This window comes from Olsenella phocaeensis (assembly GCF_048189965.1).
GTDB lineage: Bacteria > Actinomycetota > Coriobacteriia > Coriobacteriales > Atopobiaceae > Olsenella_I > Olsenella_I phocaeensis.
In genome coordinates this window covers 41,055-60,339 of the sequence record NZ_DBEZHV010000004.1, presented here as the reverse complement: position 1 = coordinate 60,339, position 19,285 = coordinate 41,055, and the positions used below count along the sequence as shown (strand labels likewise).

At 65.3% G+C, this 19,285-nt stretch carries 13 protein-coding genes and 1 pseudogene; 11 read left to right on the top strand and 3 right to left on the bottom strand.

The features are described from left to right. Positions 1–4: 4 nt before the first annotated feature. The 8 genes and pseudogenes from ACMPH2_RS00850 to ACMPH2_RS00815 all read left to right on the top strand — a co-directional run bounded on the left by ACMPH2_RS00850 (position 5) and on the right by ACMPH2_RS00815 (position 9,067). The gene (locus tag ACMPH2_RS00850) at positions 5–742 is read left to right on the top strand and encodes a copper homeostasis protein CutC (RefSeq protein WP_062531714.1); all 738 of its coding nucleotides are present in this window, start codon (positions 5–7) and stop codon (positions 740–742) included. Positions 743–1,397: 655 nt separating this feature from the next. After that, positions 1,398–2,675, top strand: coding sequence for a hypothetical protein (locus ACMPH2_RS00845; protein WP_417118352.1), 1,278 nt, complete (start codon positions 1,398–1,400; stop codon positions 2,673–2,675). Between the two features lie 24 nt (positions 2,676–2,699). Next, positions 2,700–2,882: pseudogene (locus tag ACMPH2_RS00840) on the top strand (InlB B-repeat-containing protein); the annotation flags it as partial. Between the two features lie 93 nt (positions 2,883–2,975). Next, entirely contained in the window at positions 2,976–5,591 is a 2,616-nt protein-coding gene (locus ACMPH2_RS00835; protein WP_417118425.1) for an InlB B-repeat-containing protein, read from the top strand. Next, complete coding sequence (gene lepB / locus ACMPH2_RS00830) at positions 5,591–6,235, top strand: signal peptidase I (protein WP_303132475.1); 645 nt, start codon at positions 5,591–5,593, stop codon at positions 6,233–6,235. The genes ACMPH2_RS00835 and lepB overlap by 1 nt, the downstream gene beginning before the upstream one ends. Before the next feature lie 61 nt (positions 6,236–6,296). Beyond that, positions 6,297–7,394, top strand: a complete 1,098-nt coding sequence (locus ACMPH2_RS00825; protein WP_303132477.1) for a DUF7601 domain-containing protein — start codon at positions 6,297–6,299, stop codon at positions 7,392–7,394. Beyond that, positions 7,395–8,327 (top strand): class B sortase, encoded by a 933-nt coding sequence (gene srtB / locus ACMPH2_RS00820; protein ID WP_303132479.1) that lies wholly within the window; start codon positions 7,395–7,397, stop codon positions 8,325–8,327. It abuts the gene before it with no gap. Continuing rightward, the gene (locus ACMPH2_RS00815) at positions 8,324–9,067 is read left to right on the top strand and encodes a hypothetical protein (protein WP_303132481.1); all 744 of its coding nucleotides are present in this window, start codon (positions 8,324–8,326) and stop codon (positions 9,065–9,067) included. Before srtB ends, ACMPH2_RS00815 begins: the two co-directional genes overlap by 4 nt. Before the next feature lie 469 nt (positions 9,068–9,536). Here ACMPH2_RS00815 and ACMPH2_RS00810 read toward each other — a convergent pair whose 3' ends face one another. Both ACMPH2_RS00810 and ACMPH2_RS00805 read right to left on the bottom strand, forming a co-directional pair. Further along, positions 9,537–11,423, bottom strand: a complete 1,887-nt coding sequence (locus ACMPH2_RS00810) for a heavy metal translocating P-type ATPase (RefSeq protein ID WP_417118351.1) — start codon at positions 11,421–11,423, stop codon at positions 9,537–9,539. A 537-nt stretch (positions 11,424–11,960) separates the two neighbouring features. Then, a complete protein-coding gene (locus ACMPH2_RS00805) occupies positions 11,961–13,373 on the bottom strand; it encodes a glycoside hydrolase family 25 protein (RefSeq protein WP_417118350.1) in 1,413 nt (470 codons plus the stop codon). 518 nt (positions 13,374–13,891) lie between these two features. Between ACMPH2_RS00805 and ACMPH2_RS00800 the strand changes: the two genes are divergently transcribed. Both ACMPH2_RS00800 and rsmI read left to right on the top strand, forming a co-directional pair. Next, positions 13,892–14,935: a glycoside hydrolase family 5 protein gene (locus ACMPH2_RS00800; protein WP_009278551.1), complete on the top strand. Its 1,044-nt coding sequence runs from the start codon at positions 13,892–13,894 to the stop codon at positions 14,933–14,935. Next, a complete protein-coding gene (gene rsmI, locus ACMPH2_RS00795) occupies positions 14,935–15,933 on the top strand; it encodes a 16S rRNA (cytidine(1402)-2'-O)-methyltransferase (RefSeq protein WP_303132486.1) in 999 nt (332 codons plus the stop codon). Before ACMPH2_RS00800 ends, rsmI begins: the two co-directional genes overlap by 1 nt. A gap of 61 nt (positions 15,934–15,994) precedes the next feature. On the opposite strand, the gene ACMPH2_RS00790 is transcribed toward rsmI, so the two are convergent. After that, positions 15,995–17,122 (bottom strand): 5-methyltetrahydropteroyltriglutamate--homocysteine S-methyltransferase, encoded by a 1,128-nt coding sequence (locus ACMPH2_RS00790; protein WP_303132487.1) that lies wholly within the window; start codon positions 17,120–17,122, stop codon positions 15,995–15,997. A gap of 433 nt (positions 17,123–17,555) precedes the next feature. On the opposite strand from ACMPH2_RS00790, the gene ACMPH2_RS00785 reads away from it, so the two are divergent. Next, positions 17,556–19,214 (top strand): helicase HerA-like domain-containing protein, encoded by a 1,659-nt coding sequence (locus tag ACMPH2_RS00785; protein WP_303132489.1) that lies wholly within the window; start codon positions 17,556–17,558, stop codon positions 19,212–19,214. Positions 19,215–19,285 lie beyond the last annotated feature (71 nt).

Sequence of the window (19,285 nt, the reverse complement as noted above, 5' to 3'; positions counted from 1 at the left end):
TGCCATGATCGAGGTCTGCTGCGGGAGCGCGTCGGACGCCCTTGCCGCCTGGCGCGGGGGCGCGCGGCGCATCGAGCTCAACTCGGCCCTCGAGCTGGGCGGGCTCACCCCCAGCGTGGCCAGCCTGAGGCTGGTGAGGGAGTCCACGGGCCTCGAGGTCGTGGTGATGGCACGGCCACGAGGCGGGGGCTTCTGCTATGGGGGGCTTGAGTGGCGGCAGCTCCTGGACGAGGCCACGATGCTGCTCGAGGAGGGGGCGGACGGCATCGCTTTCGGGGTGCTGGACGCGCCGCGTCACCTTGACGAGGCGAGAACGGCGCAGATGGTGTCCCTGGTGCACTCGTATGGGGCGACGGTAGTCTTTCACAGGGCCTTCGACCTGGTGGACGAGCCACTTGCCGCGGCCCGGCTGCTGGTTGGGCTGGGCGTGGACCGCCTGCTCACCAGCGGGCAGAGGCACACGGCCTGGGAGGGGCGCGAGCTGATTCGCGAGCTTCAGGTGCAGCTGGGAGACGAGCTGCAGATACTGCCCGGGTCCGGCGTCAATGCGGGGAACGCGCGGGAGTTGAGGGAGTTCACGGGCGTGGGGCAGCTACACTCCTCCTGCCGAGCGCTGGTCGATGATGCCGCCGCCTCGGGTCGCGACGTGAGCTTCGCCGTGCAGGGGGGCGCCGACGTCGCACGTCGCTACCAGGTGAGCGAGGAGCTGGTTCGGGCGCTGGTCGCGACCGAGACGGCATAGCCGAAGATTGCTCCGACGTCGGCTTCCTCGCCTCTCCGCTGCTTCGCTCCTCTGCCTCTTTGCCTCACCCCTCTCACCCTGCGTTCTCTATGCATTTCTCTGACTTTTTCTGACAAAAGCCCAGGTAGATTTCTGCCGAGTTCAGGAGAAGGCATAGAGAACGCAGGCAGGTTCAGGAGAAGGCATAGAGAACGGCCGCCAACGACGCTGGGTCAGGGATCGGCATAGAGAACGCTTGCTGGGACGGGGGCGCGGGGCCGTGTTCGGGTCCGGCATGCGGCGCGCAAACGATCCGTGGCATGCGCGCCACTCTCGCTTGACCTGGCCTCTTGTGACGTGGCGTGCAGTTCATGCGTCGTTTGCGCATGACGCAGGTGCGCAGACGACTTTCTGGGCCAGTCATACGGCCAAGTCCTGACTCGCGTTGCGAAGTCAATGAATATTATTCTTATAATATTTTGTCAAAGGTAAGCAGTGTAAATGCTACTATTTAAGTGACTCTTACTATGAGTTTGAGAAAAAATGCAGTAAAACCGCGGTTCGTATGGCTAATATGGGAGTGTCTATAAAGTCCCTTAAAGGGTTCGCGTAGAGCATATTGTAATGATCGTATACCGTCTGCCACAGCATATACGCAGACGCTTGGACGGTGGATATGGTTTCGAACAAGAGGGCTCCCGGGCTTCTTGCCGCGGTCATCATCGCCTGCCTCGTGGCGGCGCTGGGCTTCGGCCGCCATGTCTCGACGCTCGCAAGTGCGGAGGAGACCGGCACACACACGCTTGGCACCACCATGGACGACGGGACCGTCGTCACCATCGAGGCCCAGGCAGACGTGCTGCCGCAGGGAACCACCGTCGAGGCGCGGCTTGTTGACGACCAGAAGGTCATCGACGCCGTGAACGGCAAGCTCCAGGACGGCGGCAACAGCGCCACGTCCATCAAGGCGATCGACGTCACCCTGCGCGATTCCAATGGCAACGAGGTCCAGCCCAACGGAAGCGTGAAGGTGACCTTCTCGAAGACTGGCATGCAGAACGATGGCGTCCTGGTGTACCACGTGACCGACGCGGCCGGTTCGGCCAATGCGATTGACGCGACAGATGTGAACGACACGACAGCCTCGGCCGGTGCGATTGACGCGACCAGTGCAGCCGATACGGCTGCCACGGACCAAGGAAATGACCGAGGCGAGAGTACCGCGCCCGCGAGTCCGCAGAGCGAGGGCCAGCAGCGCGAGAGCACCGAGGATCCCGCTCCCACGGGTTCGACTGTTGGACTCACGGCCGAGGCACCCCTAAAGGTCGAGGAGGTCAAGACCATCAAGGCCGACGCTGACGAGCAGGTCTTCGAGGCGAACCACTTCTCGATCTATGCGATTGTGGACACGGGCGACGTCGCGCGTCTCGAGGTGAGGTTCCATAAGGCGGATTCCGATGACGTCACGTCCATTCTGGTCAAGAAGACCGATGACGTGGACTCCGTCGTGTACGATCCGGGCGCGGGCACGGTGCCGCAGGGCAAGAGCTTCCGCGGCTGGACGACGGATGCCAACTACACGAAGGACACGGCGCCCCAGACCATCGCTGACGTGCGTTCGCTTGCGACCAGTGCACTCGCGAGCGAGACCTTCAAAGACGGTGACACCTTAGATTTGTATCCCATCGTCCTCAAGTCCATCAGCGTCTCGTACCTCGACGAGCACAACGTGTCGCTTGGCTCCACGACGACCTACCTCGACCGCAATGAGGACTCCCTCTCTTATACCGTCAACATGGCGTACACGCCGGCAAGCTCCTCTCAGAACTTCGAAGGCTGGGACGTGAGCTCCGGAAGTACGTACATCGCGGACTATACGCCGGGTGCCTGCTATCCAAACGGTTCGCCGCTCACGTTGACCGGCGATGTGGTGTTCTCTGTCAATGCCCCCTAAGGTCACTGGCTCGTCTTTGACGAGAACGGCAAGGATGCCACCTACAACGCACCCCAGTTCGTGAAGAGCGGCGAGCCAACCCAGGAACCGGGCATCGCACCCAAGCGTGCCGGCTACACCTTTTCCGGTTGGTACACGGACAAGGACTGCACTCCCGGAAACGAGTTCCACTTCGGTAGCTCCATCGAGGACAACACGACCATCTATGCCAAGTGGGACCACAGCGACACGGCCGACTACACCGTGGTCGTGTGGAAGCAGAACGTGGCGGGAAATGGCTATGACTTCAGTAAGTACGTCATGCTCAACGGAAGCGTGGGCAGTGTCATCGACACAGTCGTGCAGAGGGGTAGCGGCAACGCGGCATACGCGACAATCGATGGCAACCCCGAAACCTATGCCGGCTTTCATTTGGACCACTTCGACCAGGGCGTCAGGATAACGCCCGAGGGCACCGCGGTTCTCAACGTGTACTACGACCGCACGGAGTACACCCTGTCGTTCCAAGCTCCCGTCGACACCTACAGTCCGACCTTCGGCGCCTACGGCGAGCAGTACGGCTATGTGAACGGCAGCTATGTCCCTCTGACCTACGATTATTACCCCTACTACGGCTATATCTGGACATACACGGAAGGTGGCAACACCTACCGCTACACCGGCCAGCGCTATGTCCGCCAGAAGAGCATCCAGACGGTCAAGACCATCACGGCCCTGTACGGGCAGGACATCTCGCAGAACTTCCCCATTGTTGGGAATGACGGGACGAGCTATGACGGATACGTTTGGACGCCACGGAACAGTCAGGTGTTCACGACGGGCGACGTTCACTCGCTCGAAATCATGCCGGCCGAGAACACGACCTTAAGGCTCCGTGGCTACGGTGCGGGCCACATGAATCACCTGTACTACTACACCGAGGTGGCTCCCGGCGAGACGGGCGACGTTACCTATCGGGGCAAGCAGTACAACCAGCACCTGCACCTGCAGATTGCGAGCCGAGTGACCTTGAGCTCCACAAAGTCGGAGGATTTCCACGACATTGCTGGATTCACCCAACTCACGTCCGACCCGTCCTTCGGCAGCAGCAATAAAGTGTCCCTCAACGTGTCGAACGGCTACTCGATACGCTTCTACTACTCCCGTGACACCTACAACGTCCAGTACATGGATGGCGTGTACGTGGATAGTAACAACATCGTGCTCGAGAACATCAGTCACACGTTGCTGAGAGTCACGGACTCCATGTCTTACGGTGACGACCTCAGCTCCTACAACGCGGGTGGAAGCAACTATTACCAGCCCACTCCTGCCCATGCGGGCTACTCGTTTGCTGGGTGGTACCTGGACGAGCGGTGCACGCGCCCCTACACCTTCAGCACGATGCCTGAGAACGGCGTTACCGTCTATGCCAAGTGGGTCAGGAACCGCTATCGTGTCTTCCTTCATCCCAACGCGGGAACGGACAACACGCTCGACTGGGGTTCTGACGTCCCCATGACCTCGCTCATCACATACGGTGAAAAGGTGTCGCTGCCTACGGGCATCCGCGAGGGCTACGACTTCGTGGGCTGGTATACGGACCCCGGCTGCACCCAGGTGTTCAGTGCGGATACGTTGCTCAGCGATGCCGTGACCATCCCCTACGACAAGAACGTCGACATGACCGACCCCATGGACAAGTGGGGCAATGGCGCGACGACCAACGAGGACGTCGACAGTCCCTGGGTCATGCGCAAGCTCGACCTGTATGCCAAGTGGCGCAAGACTTTGACGGGCGCCAACGGCATCGGGGTCACATACGACAGCAACGGCGGCGAGAATGCTCCCAGCGACACCATGCTCTACCTCGATAATTCCATGGCCGTCGCCGGTGCAGCGTCGACGGCACCCGCCGGCAAGCTGTTCATGTACTGGGTCATCCAGACGTGGGACGAGGGCCAGGGTAGGTATGTCGACGTGACGGACGTGTCTGGCACAAAGCAGACGGTGTTCCCCGGCGACACGTTCACGGTGCTCAAGGACAACGCGAGAGTCACTGAAAACGATGACAACACCCCAGAGCATCCCAGCTACACCTATACCGTGCAGCTGCGTGCTGAGTACGGCGACAAGGGCAGTCCTTCGACGGTAAAGACCATCTTTGACGCCAACGGCGGAAGCTTCAGCGAGGGAACCAAAATCAAGGGTGTGACCAACCTCAACGACAGAATTACCGTCCCCGCCGCCCCGACGCGTACGGGCTACGACTTCGTAGGCTGGGGCGCCTCTGCCGATTCGACTGCTTTCGCGGTTGCGTCCGATTCCAAGCTCGCATCCGAAAAGGGCTATGCCGCTGATAATCTCTCTGGTCTGGCGTGGGACGCGGGGCAGGATGCCAACGTTCTCTATGCAGTGTGGGAGCCAAGGCCGGTCGAGTTAATTGTTCAAAAGGAGATTGAGGGCAAGCAGGCTGACCTCACCAAGAAGTTCGACTTTGTGGTCAGCGTTACCCACGACGGCAAGACATATTCTGCCAATGCACAACTGAGCAATGGCGAAGCCGGCAAGTTCGCAAAGCTTGCTGATTCGAATGGGCTTACCTATGACCTCCATTACGGAGACGAGGTGACTGTTAAGGAAGCGGAGGCGCCTGGCTATACGGCTAGGTGGACTATCCAGGATGTCACTGCTGGAGACGGAATAATCTGCAGTTACAAGTTGACGGAATCTAATGTAACGGTGAACAACACTTCGGATAACACAATTACCTCGAAGGTCACTTTCACCAACACCAAGAATCCGATTCCCGTCACCGGCATCGCTGCGGCGACGCTGGGCCGGGCCTCTCTCCCCCTGGCACTTGGCGTTGGCGGGGCGATCGCCATTGCCGGAGTGATCGTCACCCGTCGCAGGAATGCCGGGTGGGGTGCGTGATGCCGAGGCACTACGCACAGAGTCCCCTCCCAGGCGAGGAGGCGCACCTGCGACGCGAGCCCACGACGCAGGGCGCGGCTGCCACTGTTGCCGCGCAGCTTGCGGAAGATGCCGATGCCTCCACGTCCGACGCCGGGTCCGAGCCTCAGGCGCCCCTGATCGCAGAGCTCGTCCTCCTGGTGCTCAAGCTGGCCTTCGTCCTGGGCTTCGTGGCCATGGTGTTCCTCTTCCTCTTTGGCCTGTTCCAGGCCCCGGACCAGAGCATGAGCCCAGCCCTCAAGGAGGGCGACCTGATCGTGTACTACCGCCTGCAGAAGGACTACTCCGCAGGCGACCTCATAGTGGTCAACGACGAGGGCAAGAAGGAGGTCCGCCGTGTCATAGCCGTGGCTGGTGACAAGGTCGAGTTCTCTGAGGACGGGCTGGTCCTCAACGGGTACCGCCAGGCGGAGGACGGCATCTACACCCAGACGCTGCCGTTCTCGGTCGGAATCACGTACCCGGTGACGGTGGGCGAGGGACAGGTCTTCGTCATGGGAGACAACCGCCCCGAGTCGAAGGACAGCAGGATCTACGGCCTGGTGGACATCGACACGGGCACCGAGGGCGAGGTAATGACGGTCGTCAGGAGGAGGAACTTCTAGCGGCCGCGTACATAGCAAGGGTAGGATGCGTCTAGCAGGCGCGAACAGAAGGGATTTGAACATGAGGATGCAGAGCAAGCTTGCGGCAGTGGCCCTGACGGCCGCTCTCGCGCTCGGAGGGATCACGCCCGCGCTGGCGGCGGAGCCTGGCTATGGCGTCGGCGGGGATGCGGCGGGCAAGGTCATCAGCGGCGGGAACGTCTCTATCACCAAGGTGCTGAAGACCAACGAGGGGTCGCACGTCAAGGCCAAGTTCACCTTCAAGGTCGAGGGCGTTACGGTGGACACGGGCAACGGCGGCAGCTCGGAGTCGACCGACGGGCTCATCCCCACGATCGGCGACATCACGCTCGAGGCCACTGGTGATGGCGCAGACAAGTCCCAGGCGCAGGCCGTCACCCTTCCGACTTACACCCACGCTGGCGTCTATGCCTACCTGATCAGCGAGAACGCCACCAAGGCGGAAGACATCACCAACACCGACGGCGCCAGTGGCACGATGGTGGACAGCACCGACAAGTACCTCATGCGCGTCTACGTGGAGAACGGGGGCTCTGGTGTCGCCGTCAAGAGCGTGACCTTCGAGAAGAATCCCACCACCAGCGCGGTTGGCACGAAGGTTGTCCAGGGCGATGTCAAGTTCGAAAACACCTTCACTGAGAAGACCACCCCAGACACTCCGGGCCAACCTTCCAAGAATGCCGTAAAGGTCACCAAGAACGTCACGGGCGGCTCTGGCGACCACAACAAGGATTGGAACTTCACGGTCAAGTTCACCGCGCCCACGAACGTTCCTGCCGGCTGGAGCGTGGGTCAGATCACCGCCAGTGGCGTCGAGGGCATCCAGAACGCCGACGGCACCGTCACCTTCAAGCTGAAGCATGGCCAGACCGTCACCTTTGACAACGTGGTCATCGGCACCAAGTACAGCGTGGAGGAGTCCGAGGCCAACAAGGACGGCTACACTACCACGGGCGTCTTCGCAGAGGCGAAGGCTGTTGCCGATGACGCTGCCAACGGCGCCACCGTCACCAACAACAAGGAGTCCGTCACCCCCACGGGCATCGTCCTCAACAACCTGCCCTTCGTCCTGATGGGCGGCGTGGCCGTGGCCGGCGTCGTGCTCTATGGCGCAGCCAAGAGGAAGCTCGAGCGCTAGATGAATCGCCAACTGCCCCGTCGGCTGGCCCTTGGTGCCATCCGACTCACAAACTGGCTGGTCGACGGGGTGGTTCTCTCCGTACTGATGCTCATCGTCTGCTTCACGGCCTACGCGGTGCTCGACAACAACCGCGTGGTCGAGCAGGCGGACCGCGAGCAGTTCGAGTCCTACCGCCCCAGCTCCAACGACGATTCCAGCTTCGAGGAGCTCGAAGCCAGGAACCCCGACGTGCTGGGCTGGCTCACGCTCTATGGCACGGGGATCGACTACCCCCTGGTGCAGGGCAAGGACAACGACCAGTACCTCAACGTCAACCCCATGGGGGAGTTTGCCCTCTCAGGCTCGCTCTTCCTGGACTATCGCAGCCCAAAGGACTTCTCCGCGCCCAGCACCATCGTCTTTGGCCACCACATGGAGAACTCCCTCATGTTTGGCGACCTGGACCGCTTCGGGGACGGCGAGTACTTCAACCGGCACCGCCGTGGCAACATCTACTACGGGGGTGCCAACCACGGCGTCGAGGTATGCGCCTACCTGCTCGTAGACGCGTACGACGAGGTCGTGTACAGCACATCGGTGGGGAGCTCTCCCTCGACGGAGGAGTTCCTTGCCTACCTCAAGTCCCATGCGGGTCAGTGGGTGGATGGGGCGCTGACTCCGGACGACCACATGCTCGTCCTCTCCACCTGCGGGTCTGGTACCAACGACCGGCACATCGTGGTGGCGAAGGTCGTCGACCAGACCTTCCAGAACGACTTCACGGAGGAGTCCGTCGACCGCACGCTCGCGGGCACGGTGGGCAAGGGGCTCGCGCTCTGGGCGAAGATCGGCCTGGGACTTTTGGTGTTCCTGCTGCTGGCCTGGGTGGTTGGCGCTCCCTCGCGGGGACGCAAGGGGAGCCGAGGCGCAAGGAAGGGTGATCGCTCGTGAGGAAGAACGCTACGGACCCGACGCGGGGCCTCTCTCGCTCCATGCCTGCGCTTGCCTCCTGCCTGCTGGCGCTCGTGGTCTCCCTGCTGCCCGTGCGTGTGGCCTTGGCCAAGGGGCCGCTTTCGATTGACGTGGCGCAGAGCTTCGTGGTGACGGGACGGGTACCCGAAGGCGTCGACGGGACGTTCGAGTACGAGCTGGCTGCCGTCGACGGCGCGCCCCTGCCCGCGGATGCGGACGGCGGAAGGTACGGCTTCGCGCTCACGGGCGACGCGACCCAGTCGATCGCGCTTTCTGCCACGGGCTCCGCCGCTCCGGGAAGGATTGCCTTCGACCACGTGGGCGAGTACTCCTACAGGCTGAGCTGTCTGGGCGTCGCCGGTTCCAGTCCCGCCGAGGGCCTGAGCGTGGACAATGGCACGTACGACATCCGCGTGAGCGTCCAGAGCGACCCCGGTTCCGCCTCGGGTCTGCGCATCGGCTGGGTCGAGGTCAAGGACTCCAAGGGAGAGAAGACCGACGCCATCGCCTATCGTCACAGCTTTGCGGGGGCGGTGGAGCCAGGCCAGCCGGGCCGGTCGGGGGAGAAGGAGCCCGAGGGTCCGACCGTCCTGGGGCTCAGGCTGCCCAAGACCGGCGACGCCAGCTGGGGCATGATCAAGCTGAGCGCTGCCATCTGCGTCGTGGGCGTGGTCGCGCTGGTCGTGGGCTTGCGCGGACGGCGCGACAGGCGCCGGTAGGGAGGCTTCTCTCCGCTGGCATCTCTCGCCTTTCCGGAGTCATCCCCCCGCGCCCCCGTCCCCCCCCGCGCCCCCCGTCCCCCGTCCCCCCGCGCCCCCCGTCCCCTTGCGTTCTCCCGTCCCTTTCTCCCCCCGTTCGTTTGTTCTCTATGCATCTCTCTGATTCCATCCTCTTCTCTATGCCGATTCCTGAACCCGACGGAAATCTACCTGGGCTTTTGTCGGACGGCTTCAGGGAAATGCATAGAGAATGCGACTAGGGTCAGGAGATGGCATAGAGAATGGTCGTCACCGATGCCGGAATCAGGAATCGGCATAGAGAACGATAGCGGGGACAGACAAGGGTAGACAAGCGAGGGCGGCTGCCGCGGCATAAGTGAGAAAACCGCAGGCAACCCATCCGGTTCACCTGCGGTTCCTGTCAGTTGGCCCCTTCTGTTGGACTCACGCGCGAGTGCGTCATCGCCCCTCAGATCCGAAGCGTCCGACTTGCGTTGAGTACCGCCAGCACCATGACGCCCACATCACCAAACACCGCGAGCCACATGGGGGCCAGCCCCAGCGCTGCCAGCACCAGGATCGCTAGCTTCACGCCGATGGCGAAGGCGATGTTCTGCCGCGCGATCGCCAGGGTCTTCCGGGCGATGCGAATGGCCTCGGCTATCTTGTCCAGGCCGTCGTCCATGAGCACCACGTCCGCAGCCTCGATGGCAGCGTCGGAACCCATGGCTCCCATGGCGATGCCCACGTCCGCGCGCGCCAGGACCGGTGCGTCGTTGATGCCGTCGCCCACGAAGGCCACGGTCGTGCCCTCGGGCTTGCTTGCGATGAGCCCTTCGACGGCGGCCACCTTGTCGCCTGGCAGGAGGTTTGCCCTCACGTCGTCGATGCCCAGCGAGCCGCCGATCTGCTCGGCCACCTCGCCACCATCCCCCGTGAGCATCACCAGGCGCTGGACCCCCTCGGCCCTCATGCGGGTCAACGACTCCCTCGCACCTGCCTTGACCTGGTCGGCCACCACGATGTGACCCACATAGACGCCGTCCACGGCCACGTGGATGATGGCGCCCTTATGGTCGCAGGGCCTCCACTGGGCGCCGACGCTCTCCATGAGGCGAGAGCTGCCCGCCACGACCTGCCTGCCGTTCACCATGGCACGCACGCCCTGGCCGGGAACCTCCTCCACGTCGCTCACGTCGCAGTCATCATGCTCGTTGGGGTAGGCGTTGCGCAGCGTCACGGCGACGGGATGCATGGAGTAGCGCTCCACGTGGGCCGCGAGGTGCAGCAGGCTGTTGGCGTCGATGGCGTCGGGGTGCACGGCCTCCACCTCGAAGCTGCCCTGGGTCAGGGTGCCTGTCTTGTCAAACGCCACGGCCTGGGCCTTGGCCAGCGCCTCCATGTAGTTGGAGCCCTTGATCAGGATGCCGCGCCGGCCCGCCCCGCCGATGCCGCCGAAGAAGGTCAGCGGGATGCTGATCACCAGCGCGCAGGGGCACGAGACCACCAGGAAGGTGAGCGCGCGCAGCAGCCAGACCGAGAGGCTCGCCGCGAAGTCGCCCGACAGTAGGGGTGGGACGATGGCCAGCGCGATGGCGGCAAAGACCACGATGGGGGTGTACACGCGGGCGAAACGGCTGATGAAGCTCTCGCTCCGTGACTTGCCCTCGCTTGCGTTCTGCACCAGGTCCAGGATCCGCGAGGCGGTGGACTCGTCGAACTCCTTGCTCACGCGCACGCGCAGGGCGCCGCTCACGTTGACCACGCCGCTGGCCACGCCGTCGCCGGGCGCCACGTCGCGGGGCAGGCTCTCGCCGGTCAGGGCCACGGTGTTGAGGCTCGAGCGGCCGTCCAGGACGATGCCGTCCAGGGGGACCTTCTCGCCCGGGCGAACCAGCACCACGTCGCCCACGTGCACCTCCGTGGGGTCGAGCGAGACGAGCTCGCCGTCGCGCTCGAGGTTTGCCACGTCGGGTCGGATGTCCATGAGCTCGCTGATGGAGTCTCGTGCACGGTCCTCGGCCAGGTCTTCGAAGAGCTCGCCTACCTGGAAGAAGAGCATCACGAAGACTGCCTCGGCGAACTCGGGCTCTCCGTTGGGGAGGAAGCCGATGAGGAGGGCGCCCACGGTGGCGATGGTCATGAGCAGGTCCTCGTCGAAGGGCTCGCCGTGCGCGACGCACTCCAGCGCCTCGAGCACCACGTCGTAGCCCGCCACGAGGTAGGCAGGCAGGTATAGGAGCAGCTGCTGCCAGAGGCCGAGGCTCGCGAGGCGGCTGGCTATCGCCGCTGCCACGAGGAGCCCCGCAGACGTCAGGATGCGTGCGAGCTTGACCCTGTTTTCCTTCTCTTCCATGGTGCGCCCCCTAGATGATGCGTATATGAGCAATCACTCATAACTTGAGTTGGATTGTAGGGAGCTTGGAAAGGGGAGTCAAGGGTGAATTGCGTCGGATGCATGGAGAGGCCGGAACGCATGGTGAGTGCGGCTGCGGGATGGGTGGTGCATGGCGGCGGCTGCGGGCGGCTGGGGCGCATGGGGATGCGGGGCGACTGGGGCACGGCCGACGTGCTGCCGTCCGGAGCGGCACGTCCTCCACGCATGAACGCACGCCCCTCTCGCCTTGCACGTCATAACGCACAGGGCGTTCGACGTTTGCCCAGTTGGCAAGCCTCGTCGTTGTGCGCAACGGCGTGCGCGATGAATGTCTTGTGCGTAATGGCGTGCGCGATGAATATCACGCGCACAACGGCGTGCGCGGCGACCGGGAGCGTGCGCGGCGAGTGCGAGCACGCGCGTGAGCGGACGTATGCGTGACGGTGCGTGTGCCAGGCGAGAGAGAGGCGCTCGTCCTCGACCCGCCGCGGCCGCCCGTTGCGCGCCGGCCCGGTCCTATCCCTCCGCCCCGTCGTGCAGCAGTGACGTGAGGTCCAGGTCGACGTCCACCGGCCCGTCGATGCCGTCGATGGTGCCCGCGTTGCTGTACTGCCACAGCGCGAAGCGCAGCCTCATGCTGGGCGTGGAGCCATACTCCGCGTACCAGTAGCCGTAGGACGCGAGCTCCTCCAGGTCGTAATAGCCTAGGTCGACCTGGTTGCCATAGACGATCGCCGTGTATCCGCCCTGCTCGATGCGCTTGCAGAACGCCAGCGCAACCTGGGCAAGCTCCTGGGCGCTCAGCTGAGAGGAGCGCCCGGCCATGACGTCGGACGGCTCCAGGTCAAACGCCACGGGATAGTCCAGCTCGTTGCCGTCCAGCCGCTTGAGGACGAAGTCGGCCTCCTCCTCGGCCTCTGCGGCGGTCGTTGCCTGGGAGTAGAAGTAGGCTCCCACCTTGAGCCCGGCGGCCTTTGCGCCGCGCAGGTTCTTGCGGAAGAGAGAGTCCACCACGATGTTGCCCGCCACGGTCCCGCGATAGCCCAGGCGCAGGTAGGCAAACGAGACCCCGTCTGCCCTGACCTTCTCCCAATCGATCTCCTCTTGGTGTTCGGATACGTCTACGCCCAGCTTGGACACCGTGGTCCCGTCCAACTTGTAGGCGTAGTGGTTGGGGTCGGAGCTGTCGAGCCTTGACCAGTCGAAGACGCTGTTGTCGCGCGCGAGCGAGGCGTCTCCCGCGGAAGTGTCCACGGCGTTTGGCGCGTGGTTCACGACCTCGACCTTGGGCTCGGCGTAGCTCTCGGTGGGGCTTGCCGAATTTGTGGGGTGCGTCACGTAGTAGGCGATTGACGCCACGAGCGCGGCGGCCACCACGACGATGGCCGAGGCGGTCATGAGCTTCTCCTTGGGCGGCTTGCGCCGTTCCTTCTTCCCCGACGCCTCGCGCCGCTTCGCCTGGGCGTCCCGGCGTGCCTTGTTGATCCTTCGGCGGGAGTCCGACGGGTCGGAGGGCGTGGGCGGTGCCACGGGCGGCATGCCGCGACGCGGGGAGCCGGTGCGCGTGATGGAAGGGCCGTCGGTTCGGCTGGTGCCCCCGCGGCCGACGTTGGTGCCCCCGCGGCCAACCTGTCCGTGGTTGCCTGCGGTGCGGGTGGTGATGCCCCGCGAGCTTGCGGTCCGGGTCGTGGCGCCGCGGCGGGAGGAAAGTCCCGTGCGGGCGGCCTCCGTGCGGGCGGAGCCATGGCGCGTCGAGGTGGTGCCGCGGACCTGGCGCGGAGATCCGCTGGCGGAGCTAGGACTGCCGGAACCCCGGCGGCGAGACCCACCGTCCCGCCCGCTCGCGCCGCGCCTGGCGGGCTGCTTGGAGTTGGACGGGCGGGAGCCGGACCTGCCACCATCGCGCCTGGTGGGCCTGCGGGGGCTCATCGGGCCACCTGCCCGCCCATGGAGCCTGGACGCGGGACGAACCCACGCGTGCATCCGTGCCGCGTCATGCGCCCTCCCCCCTGGCTGGCGTGGTTTCTTGGGTCGGCCGGCATATGCCACCGTCACCGCTTCGTATGTGGAGAGTATCCCATGTAATCGAAGACGGGGAGTGGAGAAGAGCTGTTATCTCTCGTCCGACCACGCCATGTGACGCGCAGGCGAAGCTGCGCCGCGGGGTTGGCGTGCTGGGCTGCTTGCGCCGCAGGGCTGGTACGCCCACTTCTCGCCTCGCGCGCGGCAGGCGAGAAGTGGGCGGTTATGACGTCACGAGGCGTCCGAAGTGGGTGGCCCTTGGGCGAGAGGGGCGCTTGCAACGACCCACATCGCCCCTTTCGCGCGCCAGGCGAGAAGTGGGTGGTTACGACGCTGGCAAATGTGTCCCATCCTCGGGCTATACTCGAACCAGCAAGTGACCAGCAAGTGATTTTGCCCCCTTTACCTGCGAATCGGAGCGTCCCATGGCAGAGCGTGCCCTACACGGTGTGAACCTCACCGGCTGGCTCGTCCTCGAGCCCTGGGTCACGCCGTCCCTCTTCGCCGACTCTGGTGTCTTCGAGGAGGAGCGGCTCGTCTCGTCCCTCGGCCGCGAGCGCTACCGGGAGCTGGTGCTCCGTCACCGCGAGGGCTTCATGTCGCAGGCCGACTTCGTCCAGATCGCCGCACGCGGCTTCAACGCCGTGCGCCTGCCCGTGCCCTGGTACGCCTTCGGGCACGCCGGCCCCGAGCCGGGGCCCTTCGTCTCGTGCGTCGACTACGTGGACAAGGCCTTCGAGTGGGCGGAGGAGATTGACCTCAAGATCGTCCTCGCGCTGGCCATCTCTCCCGGCGTGCCCAGCGCCGAGGCGGACATGCTGCGCAACCGGGGCGACTTCTCGCGCTACAAGGACGACATGCTGCGCGTCGTGGCCGCGCTCTCCCGTCGCTATGCCCTGCGCGTCGCCTTCGCCGGCATCGAGGTGGCGGACGACCCGGTGGCGCAGCAGCGCCATGGCCTCAGCCTCACGGACGGCGTCCCCCTGCACACCCTGCGCAACTACTACCGCGAGGCATACGAGGCCGTGCGTCAGAACGCGGGCGACGACGTCGCCGTGATCGTGCCGGACGCAGGTCGTCACGGCGCCTGGAGTCGCTTCATGGCCCCGCGCCGCTACCACAACGTCTGGCTCGACTGCCACCTCTACCACTACTTCGACAAGGTGGAGAGTGCCGGGCCCTCCGGCATCCGCAAGCTCGCCCTGAGCTCGCAGAAGGCGCTGGAGCTCGCGGGCAGGAGCGGGCTTCCCGTCATGGTGGGCAAGTGGTCGGGGTCGCTGCCCTTCTCGGACTCCGCTACCACGCCCGAAGGCCGAATCGCCCTAGAGCGCGTCTTCGTGTCCGAGCAGATCGCGGCGTTCAAGGGCTGCCCAGCCTGGTTCTTCCAGACCTGGAAGACGGAGGGTCGCCTCTCGGGCTGGGATGCCCGCGTGTCCCTGGCAACCTTCGAGCGAAGGATGCTCGTGTGATGGATTTCGATTTGCGGCCGTCCCGCCGGTCGGGTGGCCAACCAAACGACCGGGCAACTGACCGATCGCCCAGGGGCGCGCGTCCCGGCGTGGGGGCAGGTGCGGGCACGAGTGCGGGCACGACAGGCTGCGAGGGCGGGGGAGAGGGGCTTCTCTCCGTCGTGGGAATGCCCATCGGCAACCTCGAGGACGCCTCGCCGCGCGTCGTGCGCACCCTGGCCGAGGCTGACCTCCTGCTCTGCGAGGACACCCGCGTGACCAGCAAGCTCCTGGCCCACTTTGGCATACGCGTCCCCCTGCAGAGGGCCGACCAGAACGTCCTCGCCCAGCGCGTCGAGGGCATCCTCACGCGCGTCGAGGGAGGCGAACGCGTGGCCTTCGTGTCCGACGCGGGCATGCCCGGCGTGTCGGACCCCGGCCAGCAGCTGGTGGACGCGGCGCTCGACCGTGGGTTGCGCGTCGAGGTCATCCCCGGTCCCTCTGCCGTGACCTGTGCCCTGGTGGCCTCGGGACTTCCCATGGAGCACTTCTTCTTCGAGGGCTTCCTGCCTCGGCGGGAGGGGGCCATGGCGGCGCGTCTCGAGGCCTTGGCACAGGTGCCGGGCGCGCTCGTGGTGTATGAGTCGCCGCATCGCGTTGCATCCACGCTCGCCGTGGTGGCCCGGGTCCTTCCGACGCGGCAGGTGGCGCTGGTGCGCGAGCTCACCAAGCTGCACGAGGAGGTCGTGCGCGGGCCAGCTGCCCAGGTCGCGGAGGAGGTCGCCGACCGCGAGGGCCTGAGGGGGGAGTGCGTGGTGGTCATAGGCGCCCCCAGCGAGGACGAGCTCCTCGAGCGCGCTCACGCGGCGGGCTCCGGGTCGGCGACGCTGGAGGACGCCATCGCGGCGGCGCTTGCGGCCGACGAGCCCAAGAGCGGCCTTGCCAAGCGGCTCGCCAAGGAGTTCGGTCGCCCCCGCTCCGAGGTCTACGACCTGGTGCTGAGGACGGCCGAACAATAGCGGAGCCCGCCTCTCTCGCCCGCGTCGACGAGGTGCCGCGCGACCCTGTCGTTGGTCTCGCCTAGCCCCAGACCTCCTCGGCGATGCTCCTCACCAGGGCGACCTTGGCCCACTGCTGCTCCTCGCTCAGCTTGTTGCCAATCTCGCACGAGGCGAATCCGCACTGCGGGGACAGGCAGAGCCTTTCGAGCGAGAGGTAGCGCTCCGCCTCGTGGATGCGCGCCACGACCTGCCCGCGGTCCTCGAGCTGCGCCGACTTCGTGGTGACGAGGCCCAGGACGACCTTCTTGCCATCTGCGACCTGCGCCAGGGGCTCGAAGCCTCCGGAGCGGTCGTCGTCGAACTCCAGGAAGAAGTTGTCCACGTGCTCGCGGGCGAAGAGCGTGCCCGCCACGTCGTCGTAACCACCCTCGCAGGCCCAGGTGGAGTGGAAGTTGCCGCGGCAGACATGGGTGTTGATGGTGAGGCCCTCGGGGCGGGCGTCCAGCACGCGGTTGTTGACCTGCAGGAAGCGCTCCTTGGTGCGCTCGATTCCCGTCGCGTCGGTGCCGAAGAACTGCTCCGCGTGGGGGTCGACCAACAGGCCCCACGAGCAGTCGTCGAACTGGAGGTTGCGGCAGCCGGCGTCGTATACGTCCTGGATGAAGGCCTGGTAGCAGGCCACGAGGTCGTCCTCGAGGCGCTGGTCGTCGGCGTAGTAGCGGCGGGTGTTCTGGAGCGCGAAGGGCATGGCCAGCTGCTCCAGGAACTGGGCGGGCGCGGGGATGGTGAGCTTGGACACCGTGTTGGCGTCCTCCAGGTCCTGCACGAAGCGGAAGTGGTCCACGAAGGGGTGGTGCCCCTTGTAGGCGAGGCTGCCGGTGAGGTAGGTGTCGTCGATCTTGGCTGCCTCGCCATGGAAGGGCAGGCCGTCCTTGGTCTTGCTGTGGCCGATGCCCGCAAAGCCCCACATGAAGTCGAGGTGCCAGGTCAGGCGCCTGAACTCCCCGTCGGTGATGGTGCCGAGGCCCGCCGCCTGCTCCTTGGCCACCAGCTCGCGGATCGCCGCGTCCTCGATGTGGGTGAGCTCATCTTGCCCCAGGTGGCCCTCCTCGAAGGCAGCACGTGCCTGGCGGAGCTCCGCCGGCCTCAGGAAGCTGCCCACCACGTCGAAGCGGTGTGGGGTCCTCTTGTCATACGGAATTGCCATCGCTCGTGCCTCCTCGTCTTTGCGCCCGGGCCTGCCGCGCAGGCGCACGGTTCTTCTCGACTGCACATTGTGGTAGCTCAAGAGACATGGTGGCACGTCGCTTTTGGGGCACCTGGTTATCGATTGGAGCAATAACGACTCGGTGCGACGGGTGGGCGGCCAGGCGAGAGGTGCGGCCGTTTCGTGCCCCCCCCAGCCGTGCCCCCAGCCGCGCCGTTCGCACATCCCCGCAAAGATGTGAGCATTGCCGACGTTTGTCCAGTTGGGGATGGGCTCTTCTCGCACGAACAAAGTTTTTTGCGAGAGTCGCGGCTGCCCAGACGCCTCATCCATCCCACCCGCCGCAGCTACGCCAGCGACCCCGGCCGGACCCGCGTCCCACCCCCGTCGTACAATTGGCCCATGACCAGCCCGCACCGATCGGAGGATGCCCATGCTCGTGAACGACAAGATCTGGGTCGCCCAGGGGGACGTGCCCTGCTGCCTGCTCCTCAACCAGGCCAACCGCCACGGGCTCATCGCCGGCGCGTCGGGCACGGGCAAGACGGTGACCCTCAAGGTCCTGGCCGAGGGCTTCTCCAACGCGGGCGTCCCCGTGTTCATGGCAGACGTGAAGGGTGACGTCACGGGCATGGCCCAGGGCGGTGCCATCTCTGACAACCTGCGCCAGCGCATGGACTTCTTCGGCATCAAGGAGGACGAGTTCTCCTTCCAAGGCTGCCCCATGCGCGTCTGGGACATGCTCGGCGGCGACGGCGTCCCCGTGCGCATCACCGTCTCTGACATGGGCCCCACCCTGCTCAGCCGCCTCCTGGGCCTCTCGGACGTGCAGGAGGGCGTGCTCAACATCGTCTTCCGCGTGGCCGACGACCAGGGCCTCCTCCTCATCGACCTCAAGGACCTGCGCGCGATGCTCGCCTACGTCCTGGAGCACGCCAAGGAGTACCAGTCGACGTACGGCAACGTGTCCGCCCAGTCGGTGGGCGCCATACAGCGCTCGCTCATCGCCGTCGAGGACCAGGGAGGCGACGTCTTCTTCGGCGAGCCCAGCCTGGAGCTCGATGACTGGTTTGCCTGCGCGCCCGACGGCCGCGGCTACGTCAACCTGCTCAATGCCTCCCGCCTCATCCAAAGTCCGCAGGTCTATGCCATGTTCCTGCTGTGGATGCTCTCGTCCCTCTTCGAGGGGCTGCCCGAGGTGGGCGATCCCGACAAGCCCCGCTTCGTCTTCTTCTTCGACGAGGCGCACCTGCTCTTCGATGGCATGCCCAAGGGGCTGCGCGACAAGATCGTGCAGGTCGTGAAGCTCATCCGCTCCAAGGGCGTGGGCGTGTACTTCATCACCCAGTCCCCGTCGGACATTCCCGACGAGGTCCTGGCCCAGCTTTCCAACCGCATCCAGCACGGCCTGCGCGCCTACACCCCCGCGGAGCAGAAGGCCGTGCGCGCCGCCGCGGACTCCTTCCGCGCCAACCCCGCCTTCGACTCCGCCCAGGCCCTGCAGGACCTGGGGACCGGCGAGGCGCTGGTCTCGCTCCTTGACGAGGAGGGAAAGCCCAGCGTGGTGCAGCGCGCCAAGGTGCTCTTCCCCCAGTGCCGCATGGCCGCGGCGGACGCCGACGTGATGCAGTCCGTCCTTGCCGGTCAGGGCGACCTGATGGACAAGTACGGCACCGCGGTGGACCGCCTGAGCGCCTACGAGACCATCGAGGGCCAGAACGCGGAGGCAGAGGCCAATGCCAAGCTCGCCGCGGAGCGCGCCGCCTTCGAGAAGGAGAAGGCCGAGTTCGAGGCCCAGCGACAGAAGGAGGCGCAGAAGGCGGAGAGGGAGCGCCAGAAGGCGGAGGAGAAGGCCGCCCAGGCCGCACAGAGGGAGCAGGAACGTCAGCAGAGGCAGCTCGAGCGCGAGGCGGAGGCCGCCGCAAAGCGCGAGGTGGCGGAGCAGGCGCGCGCCGAGCGGGAGGCCCAGAGGAAGCAGGAGCAGATGGCCAAGCAGGTGGGTCGCTTCGCCAACTCCATCCTGGGCACCTTCGGCCGCGAGGCGACGCGTCAGCTCACCCGCGGTCTCTTCAACTCGCTGAAGCGCCGCTAGGGAGGTGGGCCGCGAGGCCGTCGCGCCCGTATGCCGCGCGCCTGTCCGTCGGGGGGCAGCTGTCGCGGTTG